Here is a 22493-nt window from a genome sequence, read left to right as displayed (position 1 = left end):
ATCAGAGATCTCGGTCATGGGGTCGTCCTCAGGAGATGTGCGCTGCGCGGGGCGTGCCGTCGTCGCAGCAGGTGAACGGTGCGGGACCCATGTCAGCGGCATCACGGCGGCCGAGCCAGACCCGGCGGTGCCTATCCCTGGCCGGGTCAGGCTCCCGGCCGGCGGGATCCACATACTGGGTCCCATGAGCGGACAGCGAGAACTCGGGAACTTCCTGCAGACCCGGCGGGCTCAGCTGCGCCCCGAGGACGTGGGGCTGCCGGACTACGGGGACCGGCGCCGGGTGCCCGGTCTGCGCCGTGAAGAACTGGCACTGCTGGCCGGCGTGAGTTCCTCGTACTACACCCGTCTGGAACAGGGCCAGTCCGTGGGCGCCTCACCGGAGGTCCTCGACGCCATCAGCCGGGCGCTGCGCCTGGACGAGGCCGAGCAGCGTCACCTCCACGACCTGGCGAACAGCGCGAAGCGGCGTACGGTCGTCCGCCGCCCGCCCGCCGAACACGCCGACGCGGCGACCTTCAACCTCCTGACGGCCTTCGGTGACGTCCCCGCCCTCGTCAGCGGACGGCGCGGTGACGTACTGGCCTGGAACCGGATGGGACACGCGCTGTTCGCCTCCCACATCGACCCGGCCGGCCCGGCGGAGCCCGGCGACCGCCCCAACCTGGCCCGCCTCGTCTTCCTCGACCCCCACACCCGCGCGCTGTACGCCGACTGGCCGAGCAAGGCGAGGGCGGTCGTCGAGAACCTCCGTATGACGGCCGGCCGACACCCCGACGACACGCTGCTCACCTCGCTCGTCGGCGAGTTGACCATGAGGAGTCCGGAGTTCGCCGCCATGTGGGCCGATCACAGGGTCAGTCCCTGTGACTCCGCGACGTACGAGATGCACCACCCGCTGGTCGGCAGCCTCACCGTGACGCAGCAGAGCCTGCGTCCCCCGCAGGACGAGGAACGGCACATCGTGCTCGCCATCGCCGAACCCGACTCCCCGTCGCAGGCCGCACTCCACCTGCTCTCCCGGGCGACCGCCCCGTCCGCCCGTCTGGAGCGCCCCGCTCCCGGTCCCGCTCGGTGAAGCCATCGGACGCGACACAACGGAACTCACCTCATCCAGCGGGAGGACCGCCCGAGGGCACCCGGAGAACGACGAGTGCGGCGACCGCGGTGGACCGCCCCTGAAGACCCCCGGCGGTGACGCACACTCTCCCGGGCCGGCCGGCCGAACCGTCCCGTGCGTCCTGTCCGTTCCACGCTCTCGCGGCGGCCCGGCGGCCCGGCGGTGCGGCAGCCCGGCGGCCCGGCGGTGCGGCAGCCCGGCGGTGCGGCGGTGCGGCGGTCTCCACGGCCGCACCGCCGGGCCCATGGCTTCCTCCGTACGAGTGGCGGCGCCCCCGACAGCCGCCCTCGTCGTACGCGTGGGTGAACCGCGGCCGTCTCAGTCTCCCTGTGCCGCTCCTCCGGGGACCGGGACCCGAAGCTCCGGCTCCGCCCGCAGCCCGTCGACGTCCACCCCACTCTCCGTCAGCACCCGCCCGACCTCCGCCGCGGACTCCGGGTCCGTCCCGGTCTCGTCCAGCAGGGCCGCCAGCAGATGAGTCGTGCCGACCGTCGGCGAGCCCTGGGCGGAGGCGGTGAACTGCGTGACGTGCAGGAGCCGTCGCTCGAACTCGGCGGAGCCGGCGACCTCCGGGGGCACCCCCTCCGCGACCCCGGTGGAGGGAAGCAGCACCCGGGCGACAGCACCCTGTCGTGCGCCGTGTCGGCGCAGGAGTTCCGCCCCCCGGTTCGCTCCCGTCAGCTCCTCGGGCAGCTCACGCTCCGCGACGGTCAACGACCGGTCCAGCGCCAGGATCCCCAGCAGCACATCGACCGCTTCCGTCTCCGGCGCCCCGCGCCGCACCGCACTCCGCTGTGCCTCCGAGCGCACCGCGCCGACGACCGCGGAGCCGAACCCGGCGCCGCCCCCGAATACCCAGGCGATGAACTTCCGGGTCAGTGGATTACCGCTCTTCCCGAACGTTCCCGCCTTGCGCATCATCAGCACCGGACCGGGCTCCGGCGCCTCGTCGCTCCCCCGCAGCGCGTCGAGCGCGGCCGAGGCCGCCGAGACGTCCAGCTTCTCCACCACCATGGCCTCGCGGGCACGCGTATCGGGCAGCTCCACCAGGGCTCGCGCCACGTGGCGGACGCGTACGGAAACGGTGCCCTCTTCCCGTGCCGCCTCCAGCGCCCTGCGCAGACAGGTGCGCAACGCGGCGGTCATCGGAGGGAGTGCGAAGCTCTCCGGCTCCTCCTCCTTCCGGTTCTTCCAGCGCAGCCTCTTGGCCTCCTCCTGCCGGACCTCCCGCCAGCAGGCGTCGATCTCCCGCTCGTCGTCCGGACTCCCCACCGCGCCGTCTCCGGCGTCCCCACTGATCCACACCGAGGTCCCCCGGCCTGCGATCGAGCCGCCGAGTGAGCCGGAGGCCTTCATTCCGGGGGCGATCGCCGAGCCTGCGGCCCATTCACCCGACACGAGTGCGTACAACAGGCCTTCCGTACCGACGTCCTCACGGTCCTGCTTGGCCACCGCGCGCATCGTCTCCAGCAGCAGCTTGACGACGTCCCTCTCGAACTCGGTGGTCGCGTCGGCGGTGCGGTCGGACGTTCGCTGATCCATCGGGTTACCCCTCCGTGGTGGTTGCTTACCACCAAGGACGCCCGCCCGCGCCCTCCGGCTCCACGTCGGCCGACCGACCGGGCTTCCGGTCCGACCGACCGGGCTTGCGGTCCGGCCGGCCGGCTCGCTCTGTCCGTGCGGACGGGGGACTTGCAGCGCCGGCAGAGCCTGGCCGATCACTCAGCGGTCCATGGGGCCTTCTCGTCACACGACGGGGTGGCACGCGCCCATGCCCGAGTGCGGCCTGCCGGGCGGGCGGGTGTTCCGCCCGGCCGGGCAGGCCGTGGCGCGGGGTGTCTCAGCCCTCGAGTCCGCGCAGGTAGGCGGCGAACTTCTCCAGGCCGTCGATGGTGCGGGGGCCGCTGATGCCCTCGTTGTAGTCGAGGATGAAGAAGTTGTTCTTCTTCACGGCGGGGAGCCCTCTCGTGTGAGGGGACTTCTTCAGGAAGTCGATCTTCTTCTCGGCGGGCAGGTCACCGTAGTCGAGGATGACGACGACCTCGGGTTCGGCCGCCGCGACGGATTCCCAGTTGACCTGGGTCCAGCGCTCGTCGAGGCCGTCGAAGATGTTCCGGCCGCCCGCCGTCCCGATGATGTCGTTGGGGGGCACCTGGTTGCCCGCGGTGAACGGCTGGTCGGTGCCGGAGTCGTAGAGGAAGACGGGCACCGGATCACTCTCCGGGGCCTTGGCCTCGACCGCCTTCACGCGCTTCTTCAACCCGTCGACGACTTCCTCGGCCTTCTCCTCGACCCGGAAGATCGCCCCGAGCCGTTCGAAGTCGGAGTAGAGGGCCTCGAAGGGGCTCATCCTCTCGGGGTGACCCGGGTAGTTGAAGCAGCTCTCGGTGTGCATGAAGCTCTGGATGCCGAGCTTGTCCAGGATCGCGGGTGTGATGCCCCGCTCATCCTTGAAACCGGAGTTCCAGCCGGCCACGACGAAGTCGGACTCGGCCTCGACGACGACCTCCTTGTTGAGGAGGTCGTCGCTGAGCATCTTCACCTTGGCGTACTCGGACGCCCACGGGGACTCGCTCACCGGCGGGTTCGCGGGCGGCATCACATAGCCGTACACGTGATCGGTCAGGCCGAGGGCGAACAGCTTGTCCGCGCTGCCGCCTTCGTAGGCGACAGCGCGCTCGGGCACCGTGTACTGCACCGGTTCACCGCAGCGCTTGACGGTGACCTTGCCGGACTCCTCCGCGTCCGACTCGACCTCGGCGCCGCATCCGCCGAGCACCAGCACGGCCGCCAGGGCGGTCCCGAGAGCGGCCGGCCGGCGAAGCGTGCCGGAGGTTTGGGACGTACGCATGCGTGAGCAGCCTTTCAGCAGGTGGAGTCGAGCGAATACAGCAGCTGGGGGTCCCCGGTCAGCGGGTGGGCGACGACGCTCGCCCTGACGCCGAAGACGTCACCGACCAGCTGGGTCGTGAGCACCTCCGCGGGCGCGCCGGAGGCCACCAGGCGACCGCGGGAGAGCACGCCGAGCCGGTCGCAGGCCGCCGCCGCGAGGTTGAGGTCGTGCAGGACGACGAGGACGGTGAGCCCGGAATCCCGCAGAAGCGAGAGCAGGCCGACCTGATGGCGGACGTCCAGGTGGTTCGTCGGCTCGTCCAGTACGAGGATCTTCGGTTCCTGCACGAGCGCCCGGGCCAGCAGGACGCGCTGGCGCTCGCCGCCCGACAGGGTCAGGACGCCGCGGTGCGCGAGGTGCCCGATGTCGAGCTGGTCCATCGCCCGCGCACACAGGCCGCGCTCCCGGGCGCTGAGCGCCTGGTTGCCGCGCAGGTGGGGCGCGCGTCCGAGGGCGACGACCTCCTCGACCGTGAAGTCGAAGTCGACGCCGCCGTCCTGGGTCATGGCCGCGACGGTGCGGGCACTGTGGCGCGGCGGAAGCCCCGCCAGGTCCTGCTCGCCCACCCAGACGGTTCCCGAACTGGGCCGCAGCGCGCGGTACACGCACCGCAGCGCGGTGGACTTGCCGCTCCCGTTGGGCCCCACCAGCCCCACGACCTGACCGTCCGGCACCTCCAGGGACAGCCCTCGCACGAGACTCCTGCCGTCCGTCACCACGGAGAGCGCGTCCAGTCTCAGGTCCACGTCAGCGTCCTCCGAACGTGTAGCCCCTGCGGCGCATCAGGGTGATGAAGACGGGCACTCCCACGAGCGCGGTGATGACCCCGAGCGGCAACTCGCGCGGGGCCACCAGGGTTCGCGCCGCCAGATCCACCCACACCATGAAGATCGCGCCGATCAGTGGGGCCACGGCGAGCACCCGGGCGTGCGTGGCACCGACGGCCATCCGCACCACGTGCGGCATGACGAGCCCGACGAAGGCGATGGCACCGCTCACGGCGACCATGACGCCCGTGACGAGCGAGACGAGTACCAGCAGCACCTTGCGGTACCGGTCGGGATCGAAGCCGAGGCTCGCGGCGGTCTCGTCGCCGAGGGAGAGGACGTCCAGCACCCGCCCGTACCGGTACAGGGCCACGAGTCCGACGATCACCACCGCGGAGACGACCGGCAGCGCGCCCCAGGTCGCGGCACCGAAACTGCCCATGGTCCAGTACAGGACCATGCTCGTCGCCTCGCTGTCCGGCGCGAAGTAGATGGTCAGGCTCATGACAGCCTGGAACCCCAGGGACATGGCCACGCCCGTCAGCACGAGGCGCAGCGGTGACAGCACGCCCCGGACGGAGGCGGCGGCGTACACCAGGAGCGAGGCGACTAGCGCCCCCACGAAGGCACCCACGGAAACGGCGTAGATGCCGAGTGCCGCAAGCCCTCCGGTGACCGTGACGCCGACGGCACCCACCGAGGCGCCGGACGAGACACCGAGGACGAAGGGATCGGCCAGCGCGTTGCGCACCATGGCCTGGACGGCCACCCCGACCGCACTCAGCCCGGCCCCCACCAGTGCCGCCAGCAGCACGCGCGGTGTACGGATCTGCCAGATGATCTGATACGTCGTCACCTCGTCGGCTCCGACGCGCCCGCCGCTGAGAGCCGCCCAGAGATGACGAGCGGTCTCCCCCGGGGTGACGACCGCGGGGCCGAGCCCGATGGCGATGACGACGGACAGGAGCAGAACGGCGGCCAGCACCGCACAAACGAGCAGCAGCGCCTTCCGGGACGCGAGTCGGTGTGCGGCCGACACCGGCCGGGGATCCGGCACTTCGGCCGGTTCGACCGTCCCTCCGTCAGCAGAGGCGGAGGTCGAGGGCGGAGACATGTGCACTACTCTCACCTCCTCCAGATAATGGAAATCGCTCCCACGAGCGGGAATCCGGCACACACTCCGGACGCGGCAGGCAGCCTGGAGCGACAGAACACGCACCCCCGAACCGGCCGCCGCACGACATCGACCGAAGATACCCTAATGGAAATGATTATCACTGCGGTAGCGTGTCGTCCGGCACGGCGCCGCCGCGTTGCCCGCCGTGCGCACCGGCCGACGTCGTCCCACGACCTCACTGTCGCTGCCGGCAGTTGACGCCGCTTCGCGTCCTCACCGTCGCCCCCGACAGGACAGGAGTGCCTGCCCGTGCCCACCCCCTCCACCCCGCCCTCCTCCGTCGAGGCTCCACGCCCCGGGCGGCGTTCGATCCTGCTCGACCCGTCCTTCCTCCGCCTCTGGACGGGTGCCACCGCGTCGGGCCTCGCCACGTGGGCCCTGCCCTTCGTGCTCGGCCTCGCCGTCTTCGACCGGACGCTGGCCGCCACCGATCTCGGTCTGCTCCTCGCGGCACGCACGGTCGGGTTCCTCGCCGCGGTGCCCGTGGCCGGGGTGCTGGCCGACCGGCACTCCCGCCGGGGCGTGGTCCTGTGGGCGGGGCTCACCGCCGGCCTCTCGGCCCCGGTGATCGCCGTCGGTCTGGACCGCTCGGTGCTGCTGACGGCGGCGGCCGCCGCGGTGGCGGGAGCGGGCCAGGGCGCCTGCCGGCCCGCCTACCAGGCCCTGACAGCCGAGGTGGTCGACGCCGACCGCAGGCAGCAGGCCAACGCCGCCATGACCCTGGCCGTGCGGGTCACCACCCTCGTGGGCCCCTCCCTGGCCGCCCTGCTCGCCGTCTTCCTGGACACCCGGACACTGCTCGCGGGCATCGGAGTGCTCTGGCTGGTCGCCGCGTTCGTCCCCGGGCGTGGTGCACGCTCCGGGACCGCGGAGGACGCGTCGGAGCCTTCGGCCGGGACGGGCAGGACGTCGTTCCTCGACGAGTTCGCCGAAGGTGTCCGCGAGGCGCGCAGGCACCCGTGGTTCCTGGCCGGCCTGGGCGCTCTGACCGCCGTCATAGCCACCGGGTACTCCGCGACCGGCGTAGCCCTTCCCCTGGTCAGCCGCGACGAGTACGGCACCGAAGTCGTCCTCGCGGGTGCGCTGACCGCCTACACCGCCGGTGCGCTGGCCGGTGCGCTGCTCATCGCCCGCCGGCACCCGCGCTCCCCCGGCTGGGCCGCCCTGGCCGGCCTCGCGGCCTACGGACTCGCCCCGCTCAGTCTGGTCTTCCCCGTGCACCCGGTCGTCGTGATGGCCTCCTACGCCGTCGCGGGCATCGGCATCGAGCTGTTCAACGTCCCGTGGTTCACCGCCGCCCAGCGCGAAGTCGCCCCGGACAAGCTGGCCCGGGTCTCCTCCCTGGATTTCCTGCTCTCCTACGGCCTCGCCCCGGTCGGACTCGCCGTCATCGCCCCCGCCATCGACACCTTCGGCGCCAGGGCGGTCCTCGCGGGCTGCGCGGTCGTCTGCTTCGCGGCACCGGCCGCCGCCGCCCTCGCCCCCGGCGCCCGCACCTTCTCCCGGAACCCCGCCCACCACGACACCCCTGACCCGTCCCGGCGAAGCACAACCCCTTGATGGGACAACCTGTGGACATGCACGCACCCGCTCAGTCCTCCCCCGCACAAGAGAACCCCGCCCGCGGCCCGGGCATCACCCCGGCCCGCGTCCCTGGGGACCGTGTCCGCGAGGCACCCGGACTGCTCTCCCGCGACGGGGCGGTGATCCTCACCGGTCACGGGAACACCTCCGACGCCCTGGTGGTCGCGGCGGCCCTGGTCATCGGCGACCGCCTGCGCGAGCTGTACCCGCACCGGGTCCGCACCTCGCACAACGGCGGCCTGGTCCACCTGCACGCGGACAGCTTCGACAGCACCGTCGACATCGGCGGGGTGCCCCACCGGCGGCGCCACCCCGACGAGGACCACGTCCTGGTCCAGTGCGCCCGGCCGGCACCTGAGGGCGGCGCCTCCTTCGTCCTCGACGCCTACGCGTTCGTCGACGGCCTCGCCACGTCCGATCCGGTGCTGTACGACTTCCTCACCGGCACCGACGTCGACCTGTACGGCGCCTGGGCCGGACTGCGCGGACTGCCGGCCACGCCGCGCGTCGCACGGCACGTCGAGTACACCCGCACCGGCCGGCGCATCGCCCGCCGCACCGACGGCGCCGTGCCCCTCCACCGCGACCCGGCCTCCGAACACGTCGACCGGCAGCTCGGCCGTCTCCGCGAGGCCGTGCACGGCGCCGAAGCGTCACTGCCCCGGTTCCGGCTCGCCGAGGGCGACATCCTCGTCCTCGACAACTACCGCTGCCGGCACGGGCGGGAGGCCCACCGAGGTGAACGCACCGTCCGCATCCTCACGCTTCGCAGCAGCGACGCGCGCTGAAGGACCCCATCGTGAAGTACGGCCGGTTCGCCGGGCCACGGAGACGAAGAGCGGGCTGTCATGGCGGTGGCGAAGAGGAGGGCGGTGCCGCGCCGCCCACGAAACGCGCGTCGGCCCGCGCACCGCACCGGGAGGTCTTCAGGAGACCGGAAACCACTCCGCCAGCCGCTTGGCGATGAACGGTACGTCGATGTGGTCCTGCGCGACCTCCTCGACGAACGGGCCGGCCACGGAGACGGACGGCGGGGCGACACCGGCACTGACGCCGTTGAACCTCAGGAACACGCGCATGGCGAGCCAGGCGGTGCGCTTGTTGCCGTCGATCAGCGCGTGATTGCGGGCGACGGAGTGCAGCAGCGCAGCCGCCTTCTCGTGCGGCGTGGGATACAGCTCAGCCCCGAACACGTTCGTCCGGGGACGCTCGATCGCCGACACCAGGAGACCCATGTCACGCACGCTGTGCTCGGTGCCGTTGACCGTGCGGGCGACGGCCAGGATCTCGTCGATCTGGATGTGGCGCACGCCGGTCACTTCAGGTAGTCCAGGATCTCCGCATCGCTGTCCATGAGCTCGGCCAGGACGTCGTCGACCTTCAGCTCGGCCCGGTCCTGGGCGTCGCGGATGGCCTCGATGGCGAGTTCCTGCTTGCTGCGGCCCTCGCGGCGGGCACGCTCGGTGAGCTTCGCGTCGAGGTCGTCGGGGAGCCGTAGTGTCATCGCCATACTGCGATGATACCTGACTGGTATCTGGGGGGTGGGGTGGTGCCAGTCCGCCCGTACCTCCCGGAGCCGGAGTCCTCTCGAGGAACCCCGGCCGCCGCACGGCCGGGGTTCCTCGAGGCGGTGGGGTCGGCCAGCAGGTGCAACCGACCCCGCCGTGCATCGGGAAGGTCAGCGTCGCAGGGTGAGGACGCCCGGCCGCCACGGCAGCCGGTTGTATTCGCCGCCCGAGTTGGGGTCCTTGCCCTGGTAGAGGAACTGCAGGTTGCAGGGGTCGATGGTCATGGTCTGGTCAGGGTTGTTGCGGACCAGGTCACCGTGGCTGATGTCGTTGGTCCAGGTGGCGCCGCTGTTGGCCTTGCCCGCGAAGGGGTTGCCCTCACTGGCTGCCTGCGGGGTCCACGACCCGTTCAGGCTGGAGGCCGTGAAGGAGCGGAAGTAGCGCCCGTTCGCACCCATCGCTTCGACGATCATGAGGTACTGGTTCTGGCCCTTGACCTTGTAGACCTGTACGCCCTCGAAGAGGTTGGCCTTCGTGTCGCTCATGATCGTCGTGTACGACGAGCCGAAGTTGCCCGGGAAGTTCCCGATCGGCATGCTCGCCCGGTAGATCTTGCCGTTGTCACCTGCGAAGAACAGGTACATGTTCTGGTCGTCGGCGATCAGGGTCTGGTCGATCGGGCCGGTGTCGGAGCCGGAGATGCTCCCGGTGAACAGCGGCTGCGGAGCGGACCAGCCGTTGGGGTTGGTGGGGTCGCTCGACGTACGGTAGATGAAGGGCCACGAACCCCACTGGTACGCCAGCACCCAGATGTTCTTGGGTGCGAAGTAGAACAGTGTGGGCGCCACCGCGGCCTGGTTCATCCCGGTCTGGCCGGCCGACGCCATGTCCGACCAGTTCGTGAAGGGACTGAACATCATCGAGCCGTACGACGATCCCGAGAAGTTGGACGCGTAGACCAGGTGCTTGCCGTTGTGCGTCACGGTGGTGAAGTCCTTCACCGCGGCCCACCCGTTCGCCGGCTGCGCCAGGACACCGGTCGACGTCCAGCGGTACGTCGACGGGAGAGAACACGTGCCGTCCGTCGGCGGCGTCCCGGTCAGCCCGGTCCACTTCTGGTTGCTGCCGCCGTTGCACGTCCAGAGCTGCACCGCCGTGCCGTTGGCCGTACCGTTGTCCTTCGCGTCCAGGCACAGCCCGGACTCCACACCGACGACCGTGCCGTCGGAGTTCACCCGCCACTGCTGGTTCGCGGCGCCGCTGCAGCTCCAGATCTGCACCCGGGTACCGGCCGTGGTGGCGTGGCCCGGAACATCCAGGCACTTGTTGCCGTACACGGTCAACTGGTTGGCGTCCGTCAACGTCCACTGCTGGTTGGTTCCGTTCCAGCAGTCGTAGATCTGCAGGTACGTGCCGTTGGCCTGGCCGGCGCCCGGCACATCGAGACACCGGCCCGAACCGACACCGCGCAAGGCGCCACTGGTGGCCGCCTGGGCCGGGGTGGCGCCGAGCATCGCCGCCAACGCGGCCAGGGCCGCGACCACGGCGGCGAGCACCGCAGACGGATGCCTGCGGCTGAGACTTCCTCTGTGCATGGGCACTTCCTCAACCTTGAATGGACGGTTCCGGTCGGCCTCGTCAGAGGCTGCCCGGACTGACGGTGCGGTGTGGTGTACAGCCGTCCGTGAGCACCACGGCATACCGCTTGCGGCTTCCCGGCCCTTCGCGACCTTTCGGAAGACCGGTGACGCCCGGCACCTTCGGGCGGCACGGGCGCCCGGAGGTGGAAGCTCGGCTGCCGAGCGTCCGGGTGACACGGCCGAAGAGGGCGACGACAGGGATTGTCGAGGCCATGACATACACATGTCATACACCTTGCGGCACAACCCCTTGCGGCCCCCGCGTCCGGGCGTCACGGCCCGGAGTTGCCCTACTGTGCGATGAGACGTCGACGGGTTCGATATATCGAACGGATGTCGGTGGATCGAGCAACCTGAATGATAGGGAGCCGACGAACGACGTCAATACCTCTCGCACGTATCGCTATGAACGCCGAAACATTAGGGGTAATCCGTACGGGGACCCGTACACGGAACGCCGCACGTCACGCCGGATCGACGGATCCGGCGGACCGGCGAGCGGACCTTCGATACCGCACCGCCGCCTCACCCGGGATCGCGAGGACCGCCCAGTCGTCGCGGCACCGCGGATCCACCGATTGACGGCCGGCGCACGACCCACCAGCCCACCGGCCACACCGCGCAGACCTGGCCGGATCCAGCCACCCCTTCGGGCCGGGGCGCCGACGCGTTCACGACCTTCCGACCCAGCCCGCCGACGGCAGCGCCGAGGTTTCACCGTCCAGCCCATCGGAGCTTCGAAAGTTTCGGACATAGAACAGAAACTTTTTCTGTAGAGAGTATTGACGATGCATCGTCAACACCTCAATCATTCCTGTCTGGGAAACCGGCCACAGATCGAGATCTCGACCTGCACCACCGTGGGTGTTCCACGTCGCCCGTCAGATCCACGCACCACCGCACCACAGATCCGCGCACCGAAGCACCCGCACCACCCCCCACCACCCCCACCACCCCGTTTCGTTCCGGTGATGTCCGCACCCGCGCATCCGGCTGAGCCGCGATGGATTACTCCCGTGCCCGTGCCCGTGCCCGAGCCGCAGATCGTCCCGTTCCATGACCACGGTGTCCGGTGGCTCCGTGCCGCCCGGGCTCCGGCCCGCCCCGTTCCGTCTGCCGCAAGGGAGCGGACGACGCACTCCCCTGCGCTCCAGTCCTTCCCCGACGTCTACCTTGGAGGCACAGTAATGGGCTCGTACGCCCTTCCCAGATCCGTTGTCCGCCGGAAGATCCGCGGCCTGCTGTTGGCGCTGGTCGTCGGCGCCACCGGTACGGCCACCGCCCTGGTCACGCCGCCGACCGCACACGCCGCCGAGAGCACGCTCGGCGCGGCGGCGGCGCAGAGCGGCCGCTACTTCGGCGTCGCCGTCGCCTCGGGCAAGCTGGGCGACTCGACCTACACGTCGATCGCCAACCGTGAGTTCAACTCGGTGACGGCCGAGAACGAGATGAAGATCGACGCCACCGAACCGCAGCGGGGCCAGTTCAACTTCAGCGCCGCCGACCGCGTCTACAACTGGGCGGTGCAGAACGGCAAGGAGGTGCGCGGTCACACCCTGGCCTGGCACTCCCAGCAGCCCGGCTGGATGCAGAGCCTCAGCGGCAGCGATCTGCGCCAGGCGATGATCGGCCACATCAACGGCGTGATGGCCCACTACAAGGGCAAGATCGCGCAGTGGGACGTCGTGAACGAGGCCTTCGCCGACGGCAGTTCGGGAGCCCGGCGGGACTCCAACCTGCAGCGCACCGGCAACGACTGGATCGAGGTCGCCTTCCGCACCGCGCGCGCCGCCGACCCGTCCGCCAAGCTCTGCTACAACGACTACAACGTCGAGAACTGGACCTGGGCCAAGACCCAGGCCATGTACAACATGGTGCGGGACTTCAAGCAGCGCGGCGTGCCGATCGACTGCGTCGGCTTCCAGTCGCACTTCAACAGCGGCAGCCCCTACAACAGCAACTTCCGCACCACCCTGCAGAACTTCGCCGCCCTCGGCGTCGACGTGGCCGTCACCGAACTCGACATCCAGGGCGCCTCGCCCACGACCTACGCCAACGTGGTCAACGACTGCCTGGCCGTCTCCCGCTGCCTCGGCGTCACCGTCTGGGGTGTGCGCGACAGCGACTCCTGGCGATCCGAGCAGACGCCGCTGCTGTTCAACAACGACGGCAGCAAGAAGTCCGCCTACACCTCCGTCCTCAACGCACTCAACGGCGGCGACTCCACAGAGCCCCCCGCGGACGGCGGACAGATCAAGGGCGTCGGCTCGGGCCGCTGCCTGGACGTGCCCAACGCCGGCACCGCCGACGGCACCCAGCTCCAGCTGTGGGACTGCCACAGCAACAGCAACCAGCAGTGGACGTACACCGACGCGGGTGAGCTCAGGGTCTACGGCGACAAGTGCCTGGACGCCGCCGGCACCGGCAACGGCGCCAAGGTCCAGATCTACAGCTGCTGGGGCGGCGACAACCAGAAGTGGCGCCTCAACTCCGACGGGTCCATCGTCGGCGTCCAGTCCGGCCTCTGCCTCGACGCCGTCGGAGCCGGCACCGCCAACGGCACCCTGATCCAGCTCTACTCCTGCTCGAACGGCAGCAACCAACGCTGGACCCGCACCTGATGGGACCTGCCACAAACGAACGGGCGCATCGATGAAGACCTACGGTGCGGCTTCCCCCGCACCTCCAGGAAGACATCGCTGATGGTCCCGGGTCGCCGCCATGGTGGCGGCGACCCTCGCGATCGGCATGCCCGCCGCGGTGAATCCGGCGCCCGCCGAGGCGGCGACGGTGGACACCAACGCCTGGTCGGCCGACCCGCGCGCCGTAGGCGGTGGACGTGCCGGAGGCGTCCACCGCCTTGCCGCTGTTGTGATCGACCAGGACGTCGCGGACTCCGGCGGCGGCTTCCACCGCCTCGATGCCCTGCATGAAGACACGGTGCTCGACGTGGCGGGAACTGCGACACGCTTCACGCGGTGGACTCCCGGAAACAGATCGACTCGACCCGTCATCGCTCGATCTCGCCCACCAAGCGGGACATCAGGAGCCCTTCTGAGCGGGCTCCAGGATCGCCACACGCTCCACGTGATGCGTCATCGGAAAGAATGTCGGCCTGAACGGGTCCCAGAAAAACCCTGGTCAGAGCCGTTTCTCAGCTCATCGTTCCTCATGAAGACGCCCAAAGCGTCAAATGAGCGTCAAGGCCGGCAGTCCGGGAGTCCCCTGCTTCCGCTGGAACCTCATGTCCCGGTCTTCAGACGTCCAGTCACAAGGGGGAGCTTCACGGCGGGGTCAGGGCGGTTGCCCGCGCCGCAGGCATTCGTGAGGGCACGGCGTCGCTCGTTGTGCGGGAACCCGAGTCCGGCCAGGCCCCGCTGGGGCGGGCTCGCCGAGCCGGCGGTGGTCATAAGAGCCTGGTCGAGCGCGATCCGGCCCCCTGCCGGATCAGTTCGGCAGAGCGCGCCTACGGATGGACTTGCACGTCCGGCGCAGCGGCAACACGGGGTCCCCCACGCACATCAGGCTCGACCAGAGACAGCAGCGCATCCCGCAGAGCGTCGGCGTCGCCGCTGCCGCCCTGAACCGGCCGCGCCTGACAACCGCCGGTGTGCCCCCGCGGTGTGCGGGCACGCCCCACCGCGCCGCTGGGTTCGCCGTTGTCATCGCGACAGCAGTGGCTACCCGGCTCCGAAGAGAGTCGCCAGGTCGACCAGGAGCAGATCGTCGCGGCCGGCCGCGGACTCGATCAGGTCCGGGTAGAAGCCGTGCAGGGAGAACAGGGCCAGGGTGGTGCCCGCGGTGTCGTACCCCTGGCCGGCGAGCAGGGTGCGGATGCGCTCCAGGCGTTGCAGGTCGCCGGTGCCGCGGCGGGCGGCGGTGGCCTTGGCCTCGCCGAGGAGGGCGATCCGGGCGCGGGGGGCCTGCGGGCGTTCACCCAGGGCCAGGGCGATGACGTCCACCTCGTGCTTGGTGCGGGCCACGGGGTCCGCCACTTCGGTGGTGCCGACCGGTCCTGGCAGGCTGCCGGGGAGGAGGGTGCGGGCGTAGCGGCGGGTGAAGGTGCGGGCGAGGTCCTCGAAGTGGGGGCCGAGGATCTTGGAGTTGAAGGTCGGCGCGGCGGCCTGCCACGCCTCTTCGGCGAAGCCCTGCTCGACGGTGGCCGCCTGCGGCAGGGTGACCAGCTGGTTGAAGCGGATGACGGGGTCGGCCAGGGTGATGACGGGGTGGCGGGGACGCAGGATGTCCTGCTCGCGCTGGATGTAGCCGGTGGACTCCAGGACGTCGAGCGGGTGGGTGACTGCGTTGCGCTGTCGTTCCAGTGCCGCGCCGATCCTGGTGGGGGTGGTGGCGCCCTGGGCGATCGCCGTGAGGATGTCGTAGTAGAGGGTGTGCTGGGTGATCCGCGGATCCTCGCGCAGCAGATACTCCGTCTCCGTGCGCGAGTACACCGCCCGCCCCGGGTCCAGGAGCGTCCGCGTCAGCCAGGAGACGAAGCCGTCGTTCGGGTGCGGGCGGGCCGCCACGGGGCGGTATCCGGGAGCGCCACCGAGGACGGCGTGCACCTGCAGGGCGGTCAGCGGGTCGTCGATCTGCCAGAACTCGCGTGCCGCCCGGTAGTCGAAGGCCCCCAGTCTCAGATCGATCACCGCACGGCCGCGCAACGGTTTCGTCCCCGACAGCAGTTCGTGCATGACGCTCATCGCGGACCCGCACAGGATCACCCGCGCTCCGGGGCCGGCCCCGGTGCCCCGCTGGCGCTCGTCGTAGAGCTGCTGCAGCAGGCCCGGAATTTCGGGAGAGTGCTGGAGGAGATACGGCAATTCGTCGATCACCAGCAGCGGAGTCCGCGAACGCGCGGTGACGTCGAGGGCGTTGGACAGGACCTCGCGCCAGTCGGTCAACCGCAGCGTGCCGGGCCGCAGACCCGCGTGGACCGCGATGGCGTCGCTGAACCTCTGGATCGCCGGCAGTCGCCCTTCCTCCCGCACCGCGGTGACGTACAGACCCACGACCCGCTCCGACAGCGCCTGCAGAAGATACGACTTCCCGTGCCGCCTGCGCCCCGACACGATCCCCAGACGCATCGCCGGATCCGGGTCCGTGACGAACTCGGACAGCAGACCCCACTCACGATCACGGTCGACCACGTCCCCGGGCTTGGCAAGCACGCTCTCGTCCACCGGAACTCCCCACCAGCCTGGATCGACCACAACATGTCTAAGTCTACTTAGACGGAATCCGTCCAGCTTGACTTTACTGTGCCCGACAGCAGAGATCACTGGCGGTGATCGTCGCAGAGCTGTGTCAGCGGCTCCCGACAATGCGGCCACGGGGCATGGCAACACACTGTTCCCGCCGGTCTCGCTGACGGGAGCGTCATATGAACGTCACGTCGGGCAGCGGTGACGTCCCACGCCGATCCAGCGTGAGAGGCGCGATACCTCCCGCCGCGCGTGCAAGGGCGGGAAGCCGAGGCTTTGGCACGGGAGACGACGGTCGAGCGGAGAACGGCTCCCAGACCGGTCACTCGCCGATATGCCGTCACGGTGAACCGGTGAGGAGAGGTCTTCTTGCAGGTCACGTGCGGGCGAAAGCCGCCTTGCGCAGCGCGGTGCGGGCAAGGGCCTCGGCCACATCAACACCTCGCGCCTGACCGGCGTTCTGTTCTGTGTAACAGACAGTGACAAGTGCGTGGTCCTTGCGTACCTGAATCACGGCTACTGGCGAGGACAGCCGCTCGACATCGTCGACGTAGCGGCGTCGCACGTACAGATACGCCTCGTCGCCGAGACTGCCGAGACGTCGTGACACCTGCACGGCCAGCGGGCTCAGACCGAAGTAGCTGCTCCTGGTGCTGTCGAACATCTGTGCCGCGGTTCTCACTCCACCACACTCAGGACACTCCGCATCGAGGTACTGAGCGGTGACGGAGCCCGGTCGTCGGGAGATTCCCGGACGCCTGCGCGGCAGGGGTGCCTATGCCTTGCGTACGGCGTTCAGGCAGCGGGCGGCATGGGCGTGCAGGGCGTCGGTGAGTTCGGGTGGTGCGTCGGTGAGAGTGAAATCGGCGTCGACCGAGGTGATCATCCAGGCGAGGTCACGGGGGTTGTCGGCGCCCAGGTGCAGTAGGCAGCTGTCATCGTCGACGGGTTCGACGACGCCCATGCCGGGCCAGATGCGGTCGGTGACCGCTGCGGCGGACTCGTGCAGGGTGATGGTGGCCTGGAACGGCCAGGTCCGCGATGACAGCTGGTGGGCCAGATAGGTGGCCACGTCGGTGTCGGGGAGTTCGCGGGGGGTGAACCGCGGTCCAGTCGGCGTGCGCGGAGTGAGTCTGTCGACGCGGAAGGTGCGCCAGTCGGTGCGGTCGGTGTCCCAGGCGACCAGGTACCAGTGGCGGTCGAAGCTGACGAGACTGTGCGGCTCGACCAAGCGCGTGCTGCGGCTGCGGCGAGGGCTGACGTAGTCGAAGCGCAGGCGCTCGCGCCGGCGGCACGCCTCTGCGATGGCCATGAGGGTGTCCGCGGAGACCTTGGGAGTCGGGGCTGCGCCGGCCCGGACAGTAGCGGTGTGCAGGGTGCTCACTCGGTACCGCAGCCGGGGTGGGAGCATCTGCTCGAGCTTGGCGAGCGCGCGCATCGAGGACCCTTCGATGCCGGCGACCGAGCCACCGGCCGCCGTGCGCAGGCCGACGACGACGGCGACAGCCTCGTCGTCGTCGAACAGCAGTGGCGGCAGCGTGGTCCCGGCCCCGAGCCGGTAGCCCGCAGTGCCCTGGGTGGCGTGCAGACTGGCTGACCGCCACCGCCGCCTCAGCAGCCCAGGTCTACTACGAGGAGATGTCCGCGAGCACCTGGGGCGAAGCCGCAGCCGACGACTGGACTGCCCCCGGCACGGCGCACGACGCCGGGTGGAGCGACGGTCAGGACGACTGGTCAGCCGGTCCACAGGGGACCGTGCCCACCGCCGTGCTGCTCTCCGCCCACGATGTGACCATTCGCCGCTGGGCCGAACGCGACCACAACATCGTGCGGTGGACCGAACTCGACCGTGGCGGCCACTTCCTCGCGATGGAAGCCCCGGAACTGCTCGTCGGCGACGTCCGCGAGTTCTTCGGCAAGGTGCGCTGACAGGGAGGGGCCATCCCTTCCTGGGTGTCCGTGCCGCCGCGGTCAATTCGTTCAGGGGCGCAGGGACAGTGGTCGGCTGTCTTGTGATGATCGACGGTCGGGTCGGTTCATGCCTGGAACTCGGTGAGGTCGATGGCGTGAACGCGCAGTGGGTAGCCGTACACCGGGTGGGCCGTCTCCCGCTCGGGCGCCATGCCGAGCTTGCGGATGACGTTCTCGGAGGCGTTGTCCCCTACCCGGCTGATGCTGATGACACGGTCCAGGCCGCGGTCCTGGAGTGCGAACTCCAGTGTGGCGTGCGCGGCTTCGGACGCGTATCCCTGGCCCCAGAACGGTGACCCGAGCCGCCAGCCGATCGCCACGGCGGGCATCACCTCCGGCAGGAACGCGGGCACGGACAGCCCCGTGAAACCGATCAGTTCACCCGAGGCCAGCAGCTCGACGGCGAAGAGTCCAAAGCCCTCCTCGTCCCACTCCTCCTCCCACCGCTCGATGTCCTCGGCCGTACGGTCCAGGTCGCGCACCGAGCCGTCGTCGATCCATCGCATGACCCGTGGGTCCGCGTTGATGTCCGCCATCGGCGCGAGGTCGTCGTCGTGCCAGCTGCGGAGGAGAAGACGGGGTGTGCGGATCTCTGTCATGCGCCCATCCTGCCGAACCGAATGCGCGGCGCGGGAACATGGGTATCTGCTGGTGCCGGACTCTCTGGGCACCAGCCGTCTGCTGCGCGACGGCGTCTGATGCGCAACGCCTCGTCGCCCTTACCACATGTGGCCAACGGAAGTCTTCTCTCCGTTTCGCCGGTGTGGCTGGTTATGATCGGTACCTCACGTCGCGTCAAAGCCGAACCGGACTTCCCCCATTCCTGAACTCAGGACTGCGTCTGGTCTCGGCGGTCGGGCCGTCCCCACTGGTTCCCCGCTCTCCGAGGACTGATGTCTCCCATAGAACCCGAAGGCACACGAGGGCAGCCGGCGACTCGTCGGCGGCGTACTCTGCGCCTGCGTACGCTGCTCATTTGGCTGGCGATCGTCCCCATTCTGGCGATGAGTGCCCAAGTGGTCATGACCGCACAGCCGCTGGTGCACCAGTCAAAGCAACTGCGCGCTGATGTGGCAGTCGGTGAGCGGACCGATGTATCCCTGACCAGGCTGATGGTCGAACTGCAGGCTGAGCGGACGATGACCGCCACACGGTGGGCGAGCGGCTCCGTGTCCGAGGAAGGGCTGCGCGAGCAGCGCGCGGCCACGGACCGGACCGCGGACGAGTTCCGCCGGGCGGCGGACGGAGCTCTGGCGGCGACCGGGCGCGAGGACGATCAGTACGTCGCGGAGCTGAAGCACGGCCTCGCGGATCTGGCCGCGTTCCGCGAGCGTGCGGACGCCCGCAGCGGGGACGCGGATCGGACGATCGGCTACTACTCCGACCTCGTCGACCGCATCATCCGGGTTTACCAGAACGAGTTCAGCCATGCGGAAGACGCCGAGCTCATCCAGGAGAGCGGCCTGGTCGTCACGGTGTTCACGGTGTCCGAGATGGTGGCGCGCGAGACCACCATCCTCGCCATGGCCGGGCCGTCCAGGCGTCTGAGCCCTTCCGGGTTCGCCGAATTCGTCAACTCCGTCGGCTCCCAGCGGTACCAGTACGACGAGTGGGTCGCGCCGTATCTGACGGCCGAGGACAAAGCGGCCTACGACCAGGTCTTCGCCTCGGACGGCTGGAAGACGAAGGTCCGCGTCGAGGACGCGGTCATCTCCGATCACCGGAACACCGCGTCCGGCATCGAGCTGCCCAAGGAAGCTGACGCCTGGCAGGCCGCGTACGACGAGTTCGCACCGCGCCTTGCCGCGCTCAACGCGGAACAGGGGCGAGCACTGCTCGTGCACGCCGACGCCAAGGCCACGCAGCTGGAGAACGGGGTCATCTGGCTGATCGTCGGAAACGGCGCGGCCGTCTTCGCCGTCGCGGCCGTCATCGTGCTCACCACGCGCTCCGTGCTGCGCCGCCTGCGCGGTCTGCACCAACGTACGGTGGCCGTTGCCGAGGACACGCTGCCGGATGTCGTTGCCCGGCTCCAGCGCGGGCAGCCCGTCGACGACGATGCGCTGCCCGCCGTGAGCGGAGACCGGGACGAGGTCGGACGTATCAGCGACGCGTTCGCCCGGGTCGTCTCCGTATCCGTCGACGGGCATGCGCGGCTCGCGGCCGAGCGTCAGGGTTTCGGTATGTTCGCCGCGGGCATCGCCTCGCGCACCGGAAACCTGGTCAGCCGCCAGTTGACCCTCACCGACGAACTGCAGGACGCCTTCGGGCACGACGAGGAGCTTCTCGCCCGGTTGATGCGATCCGACCAGTTGACGGTGGGTATGCGGCGGCAGATCGAGAACCTGCTCATCCTGGCAGGTGGGGAGATCCCCGATCCGCACACCGAGCCCATGCGCGTCGCCGACCTGCTGCGCGAAGCCGCCGCGGAAGTCGAGGACTTCCGGCGGATCGAGCGCCAGGCCCTGGACGAGATCAGCGTGGTACCGCGGGTGATCAGCGAGATCAGCCACCTCCTGGCAGAACTCCTCGACAACGCCACCCGGTTCTCCCCGCCGCAGTCGAAGGTGGTCGTCCGTGCCGAACTGGTGACAGACGGGCTGCTGGTCGACATCGAGGACCGCGGGCCTCGGGTGACCGCCGCAACCTACGAGGAGATGAACGGGCGTCTGCACTCGGCCCCGCCGTATTCCGTCCTGGCGGAGAACGCGCACCGGCTCGGACTCTTCGTGGTCGGCCACATCGCCGAACAGCTCGGGGCCACAGTGACGCTGCGCCGCTCGGTATACGGGGGGACGTCGGCCGTGGTGATCCTTCCCAAGGAACTCCTTGTGCCGACCGAACCGGTCCGGGCGGGAAAGGAAGCGCCGCGCGCGGCGGCGATGCCCGCCCCGGCACCGGGCCCGTTCGACGAACGCAAGCCCGAACTGGTCCTGCACGCGAAGACCGGGTCGGCCGGCCGTAGGACGCCGGAGCGATTGCCCGAGCGGCCGGTGGAGAGCAAGCCGTCGGTTCCTTCCCCGACACGGAACGGTGACGCGAAGCCGGCCCTCCCCGAGCGGGTCCCACAGGCCCATATCGCCGAGCAGCTCCGCGCGCCACACGCACCGGAGACTGCCGTCCACCAGGACGCGGCGACACCCGAGGAAGTGGCCGACGCCTGGGCGGACTACGAACACGGGACTCAGACAGTGGAAGAAGAACTCCGACAGGATCAGCCATGACGACAACGAACGACATGATCTACAGCGTCCTGGACAACAACCTGAGCAGGATCGCCGGCATCCAGGGAGCCGTGCTCCTGTCCAACGACGGGATCAAGCTCAGCTCGTACGAGCTGGAACGGGACCAGGCGGAGCGCATAGCCGCCGCGTCCTCCGGTATCGCTTCCACGATGAAGGCGATATCCAGGGAGGTCGACGGCGGCCGGGTGATCCGCCAACTGGTCGAGATGGACGACTGCTATCTCTGCATCGTCGGGTGCGGGGAGGGCAGCACGCTCATCGTGGTGACCTCCCGCAAGGCGCGGCTGGGGGAGCTGGGCGGTGAAGCCGTGCGCACCGCCCAGGCGCTCGGAGAGTGGCTGAGCACGCCTGATCGCGGCCAGGCACAGCCGTCGTAATGGCGGACGAGCCCAGGCCGCGAGAGGGAGGCCACCGCCGGACGCGGCTGTACGCGCTGACCGATGGACGTACGGCGGCTGCGCACACCGCCCTCACCATGGACACCACGATCACGGCCGTGGCCGTCGCCGACGGCCACGGCGGCCTGCCCAGCGAGTGGCAGGCCATCCTCGCGATGTGCTCGCCTCCGGGCGGCCTGGCGGTCGCCGAGATCGCGGCGCGCATGCACATCCGCCTCACTCCCATGACGCTTCTTCTCGGCGAACTCGCGGATCGAGGGCTGATCGAGCACCGGCCACCCCTGGAAGGGGCCGAGACCACCAATGTCCACCTGCTCATGAGAATCAGGGACAACCTTGCCCGGATATGACACCCCTGCCCAGGAAGCGGCCCCCGTCAAGATCCTCATCGCTGGGGGATTCGGTGTCGGCAAGACGACCCTGGTCGAGACGGTCTCCGAGATCGAGCCGTTGCGCACCGAGGAACGGCTGACGAGCGCGGGCGTCGGCATCGACGACCTCAACGGCATCGAGTCCAAGGCGGTTACCACCGTCGCGATGGACTTCGGCCGCATCACCCTCACCGACGCACAGGTCGTGCTCTACCTGTTCGGCACACCTGGCCAGGAGCGCTTCTGGTTCATGTGGGACGACCTGCTGAACGGAGCACTCGGGGCGATTGTCCTTGTCGACACACGACGCCTCGACCGCAGTTTCCCGGCCGTCGACTTCTTCGAGAACCGAGGGCTTCCGTTCGTGGTCGCCGCGAACTGCTTCCACGGCGAACAGCTCTACACCGCCGAGGAGATCAGGGCGGCGCTGCATCTGCGTGACCCGAACACACCCGTCCACTTGCTCGACGCCCGCTCCCGTGACGACGCGCGCGGTGCGCTGCTCTCGCTCCTGGACATGCTCATCGCCAAAGCCGGGGGCGCGGCGACCGGCTGACTTCGGCCTGCCACGTGGTGGCGTGGAGGCTCACGACCGCGACCGTGGACCCGGTCCAG

The 22493-nt window shown here is 69.7% G+C and carries 20 protein-coding genes and 1 pseudogene; 10 read left to right on the top strand and 11 right to left on the bottom strand.

Annotated features, from left to right (window positions below; all coding sequences use genetic code 11):
- The first annotated feature begins 184 nt into the window (after nucleotides 1-184).
- Complete coding sequence (locus ACP4J0_RS08180) at nucleotides 185-1078, top strand: helix-turn-helix domain-containing protein (protein ID WP_426597939.1); 894 nt, start codon at nucleotides 185-187, stop codon at nucleotides 1076-1078.
- A gap of 360 nt (nucleotides 1079-1438) precedes the next feature.
- Here ACP4J0_RS08180 and ACP4J0_RS08175 read toward each other — a convergent pair whose 3' ends face one another.
- The 4 genes from ACP4J0_RS08175 to ACP4J0_RS08160 all read right to left on the bottom strand — a co-directional run bounded on the left by ACP4J0_RS08175 (nucleotide 1439) and on the right by ACP4J0_RS08160 (nucleotide 5780).
- Nucleotides 1439-2662 (bottom strand): Clp protease N-terminal domain-containing protein, encoded by a 1224-nt coding sequence (locus ACP4J0_RS08175; RefSeq protein ID WP_426597938.1) that lies wholly within the window; start codon nucleotides 2660-2662, stop codon nucleotides 1439-1441.
- 298 nt (nucleotides 2663-2960) lie between these two features.
- Entirely contained in the window at nucleotides 2961-3971 is a 1011-nt protein-coding gene (locus tag ACP4J0_RS08170; protein ID WP_426597937.1) for an ABC transporter substrate-binding protein, read from the bottom strand.
- A 14-nt stretch (nucleotides 3972-3985) separates the two neighbouring features.
- Nucleotides 3986-4759: an ABC transporter ATP-binding protein gene (locus ACP4J0_RS08165; protein ID WP_426597936.1), complete on the bottom strand. Its 774-nt coding sequence runs from the start codon at nucleotides 4757-4759 to the stop codon at nucleotides 3986-3988.
- Between the two features lies 1 nt (nucleotide 4760).
- Nucleotides 4761-5780: a FecCD family ABC transporter permease gene (locus tag ACP4J0_RS08160; RefSeq protein WP_426598015.1), complete on the bottom strand. Its 1020-nt coding sequence runs from the start codon at nucleotides 5778-5780 to the stop codon at nucleotides 4761-4763.
- Between the two features lie 426 nt (nucleotides 5781-6206).
- On the opposite strand from ACP4J0_RS08160, the gene ACP4J0_RS08155 reads away from it, so the two are divergent.
- Both ACP4J0_RS08155 and ACP4J0_RS08150 read left to right on the top strand, forming a co-directional pair.
- Nucleotides 6207-7517: an MFS transporter gene (locus ACP4J0_RS08155; RefSeq protein ID WP_426597935.1), complete on the top strand. Its 1311-nt coding sequence runs from the start codon at nucleotides 6207-6209 to the stop codon at nucleotides 7515-7517.
- Nucleotides 7518-7534: 17 nt separating this feature from the next.
- Nucleotides 7535-8329, top strand: a complete 795-nt coding sequence (locus ACP4J0_RS08150) for a TauD/TfdA family dioxygenase (protein ID WP_426597934.1) — start codon at nucleotides 7535-7537, stop codon at nucleotides 8327-8329.
- Between the two features lie 138 nt (nucleotides 8330-8467).
- Here ACP4J0_RS08150 and ACP4J0_RS08145 read toward each other — a convergent pair whose 3' ends face one another.
- From ACP4J0_RS08145 to ACP4J0_RS08135, 3 genes are all read right to left on the bottom strand, one after another.
- Nucleotides 8468-8860 carry a type II toxin-antitoxin system death-on-curing family toxin gene (locus ACP4J0_RS08145; RefSeq protein WP_426597933.1) on the bottom strand — a complete coding sequence of 131 codons (393 nt, stop codon included), beginning with the start codon at nucleotides 8858-8860 and terminating at the stop codon, nucleotides 8468-8470.
- Complete coding sequence (locus tag ACP4J0_RS08140) at nucleotides 8857-9051, bottom strand: ribbon-helix-helix protein, CopG family (protein ID WP_007445201.1); 195 nt, start codon at nucleotides 9049-9051, stop codon at nucleotides 8857-8859. The genes ACP4J0_RS08145 and ACP4J0_RS08140 overlap by 4 nt, the downstream gene beginning before the upstream one ends.
- A gap of 168 nt (nucleotides 9052-9219) precedes the next feature.
- Nucleotides 9220-10644, bottom strand: a complete 1425-nt coding sequence (locus ACP4J0_RS08135; protein ID WP_426597932.1) for a non-reducing end alpha-L-arabinofuranosidase family hydrolase — start codon at nucleotides 10642-10644, stop codon at nucleotides 9220-9222.
- Between the two features lie 1232 nt (nucleotides 10645-11876).
- On the opposite strand from ACP4J0_RS08135, the gene ACP4J0_RS08130 reads away from it, so the two are divergent.
- Nucleotides 11877-13310, top strand: coding sequence for an endo-1,4-beta-xylanase (locus ACP4J0_RS08130; protein WP_426597931.1), 1434 nt, complete (start codon nucleotides 11877-11879; stop codon nucleotides 13308-13310).
- 663 nt (nucleotides 13311-13973) lie between these two features.
- Nucleotides 13974-14123, top strand: a pseudogene (locus ACP4J0_RS08125) (ISAzo13 family transposase); the annotation flags it as partial.
- 246 nt (nucleotides 14124-14369) lie between these two features.
- Here the strand turns inward: ACP4J0_RS08125 and ACP4J0_RS08120 are convergent.
- The 3 genes from ACP4J0_RS08120 to ACP4J0_RS08110 all read right to left on the bottom strand — a co-directional run bounded on the left by ACP4J0_RS08120 (nucleotide 14370) and on the right by ACP4J0_RS08110 (nucleotide 17331).
- The gene (locus ACP4J0_RS08120) at nucleotides 14370-15872 is read right to left on the bottom strand and encodes an AAA family ATPase (protein ID WP_426597930.1); all 1503 of its coding nucleotides are present in this window, start codon (nucleotides 15870-15872) and stop codon (nucleotides 14370-14372) included.
- A 397-nt stretch (nucleotides 15873-16269) separates the two neighbouring features.
- Entirely contained in the window at nucleotides 16270-16557 is a 288-nt protein-coding gene (locus tag ACP4J0_RS08115) for a hypothetical protein (RefSeq protein ID WP_426597929.1), read from the bottom strand.
- A gap of 111 nt (nucleotides 16558-16668) precedes the next feature.
- The gene (locus ACP4J0_RS08110; RefSeq protein WP_426597928.1) at nucleotides 16669-17331 is read right to left on the bottom strand and encodes a helix-turn-helix transcriptional regulator; all 663 of its coding nucleotides are present in this window, start codon (nucleotides 17329-17331) and stop codon (nucleotides 16669-16671) included.
- Nucleotides 17332-17531: 200 nt separating this feature from the next.
- Between ACP4J0_RS08110 and ACP4J0_RS08105 the strand changes: the two genes are divergently transcribed.
- A complete protein-coding gene (locus ACP4J0_RS08105) occupies nucleotides 17532-17822 on the top strand; it encodes an alpha/beta fold hydrolase (RefSeq protein WP_426597927.1) in 291 nt (96 codons plus the stop codon).
- 107 nt (nucleotides 17823-17929) lie between these two features.
- On the opposite strand, the gene ACP4J0_RS08100 is transcribed toward ACP4J0_RS08105, so the two are convergent.
- Nucleotides 17930-18463 carry a GNAT family N-acetyltransferase gene (locus ACP4J0_RS08100; RefSeq protein ID WP_426597926.1) on the bottom strand — a complete coding sequence of 178 codons (534 nt, stop codon included), beginning with the start codon at nucleotides 18461-18463 and terminating at the stop codon, nucleotides 17930-17932.
- A 405-nt stretch (nucleotides 18464-18868) separates the two neighbouring features.
- On the opposite strand from ACP4J0_RS08100, the gene ACP4J0_RS08095 reads away from it, so the two are divergent.
- From ACP4J0_RS08095 to ACP4J0_RS08080, 4 genes are read left to right on the top strand one after another with little or no spacing between them, the layout of a single operon-like run.
- Nucleotides 18869-21088: a sensor histidine kinase gene (locus ACP4J0_RS08095; RefSeq protein WP_426597925.1), complete on the top strand. Its 2220-nt coding sequence runs from the start codon at nucleotides 18869-18871 to the stop codon at nucleotides 21086-21088.
- Entirely contained in the window at nucleotides 21085-21486 is a 402-nt protein-coding gene (locus ACP4J0_RS08090; RefSeq protein WP_030826382.1) for a roadblock/LC7 domain-containing protein, read from the top strand. The genes ACP4J0_RS08095 and ACP4J0_RS08090 overlap by 4 nt, the downstream gene beginning before the upstream one ends.
- Nucleotides 21486-21857, top strand: coding sequence for a DUF742 domain-containing protein (locus ACP4J0_RS08085; RefSeq protein WP_426523710.1), 372 nt, complete (start codon nucleotides 21486-21488; stop codon nucleotides 21855-21857). Before ACP4J0_RS08090 ends, ACP4J0_RS08085 begins: the two co-directional genes overlap by 1 nt.
- Entirely contained in the window at nucleotides 21844-22434 is a 591-nt protein-coding gene (locus ACP4J0_RS08080) for a GTP-binding protein (RefSeq protein WP_426597924.1), read from the top strand. The genes ACP4J0_RS08085 and ACP4J0_RS08080 overlap by 14 nt, the downstream gene beginning before the upstream one ends.
- Nucleotides 22435-22493 lie beyond the last annotated feature (59 nt).

Origin of the sequence: Streptomyces sp. WG7 (assembly GCF_049975785.1) — a bacterium.
Classification (GTDB): domain Bacteria; phylum Actinomycetota; class Actinomycetes; order Streptomycetales; family Streptomycetaceae; genus Streptomyces.
This window is presented reverse-complemented; position numbering and strand designations above follow the sequence as displayed.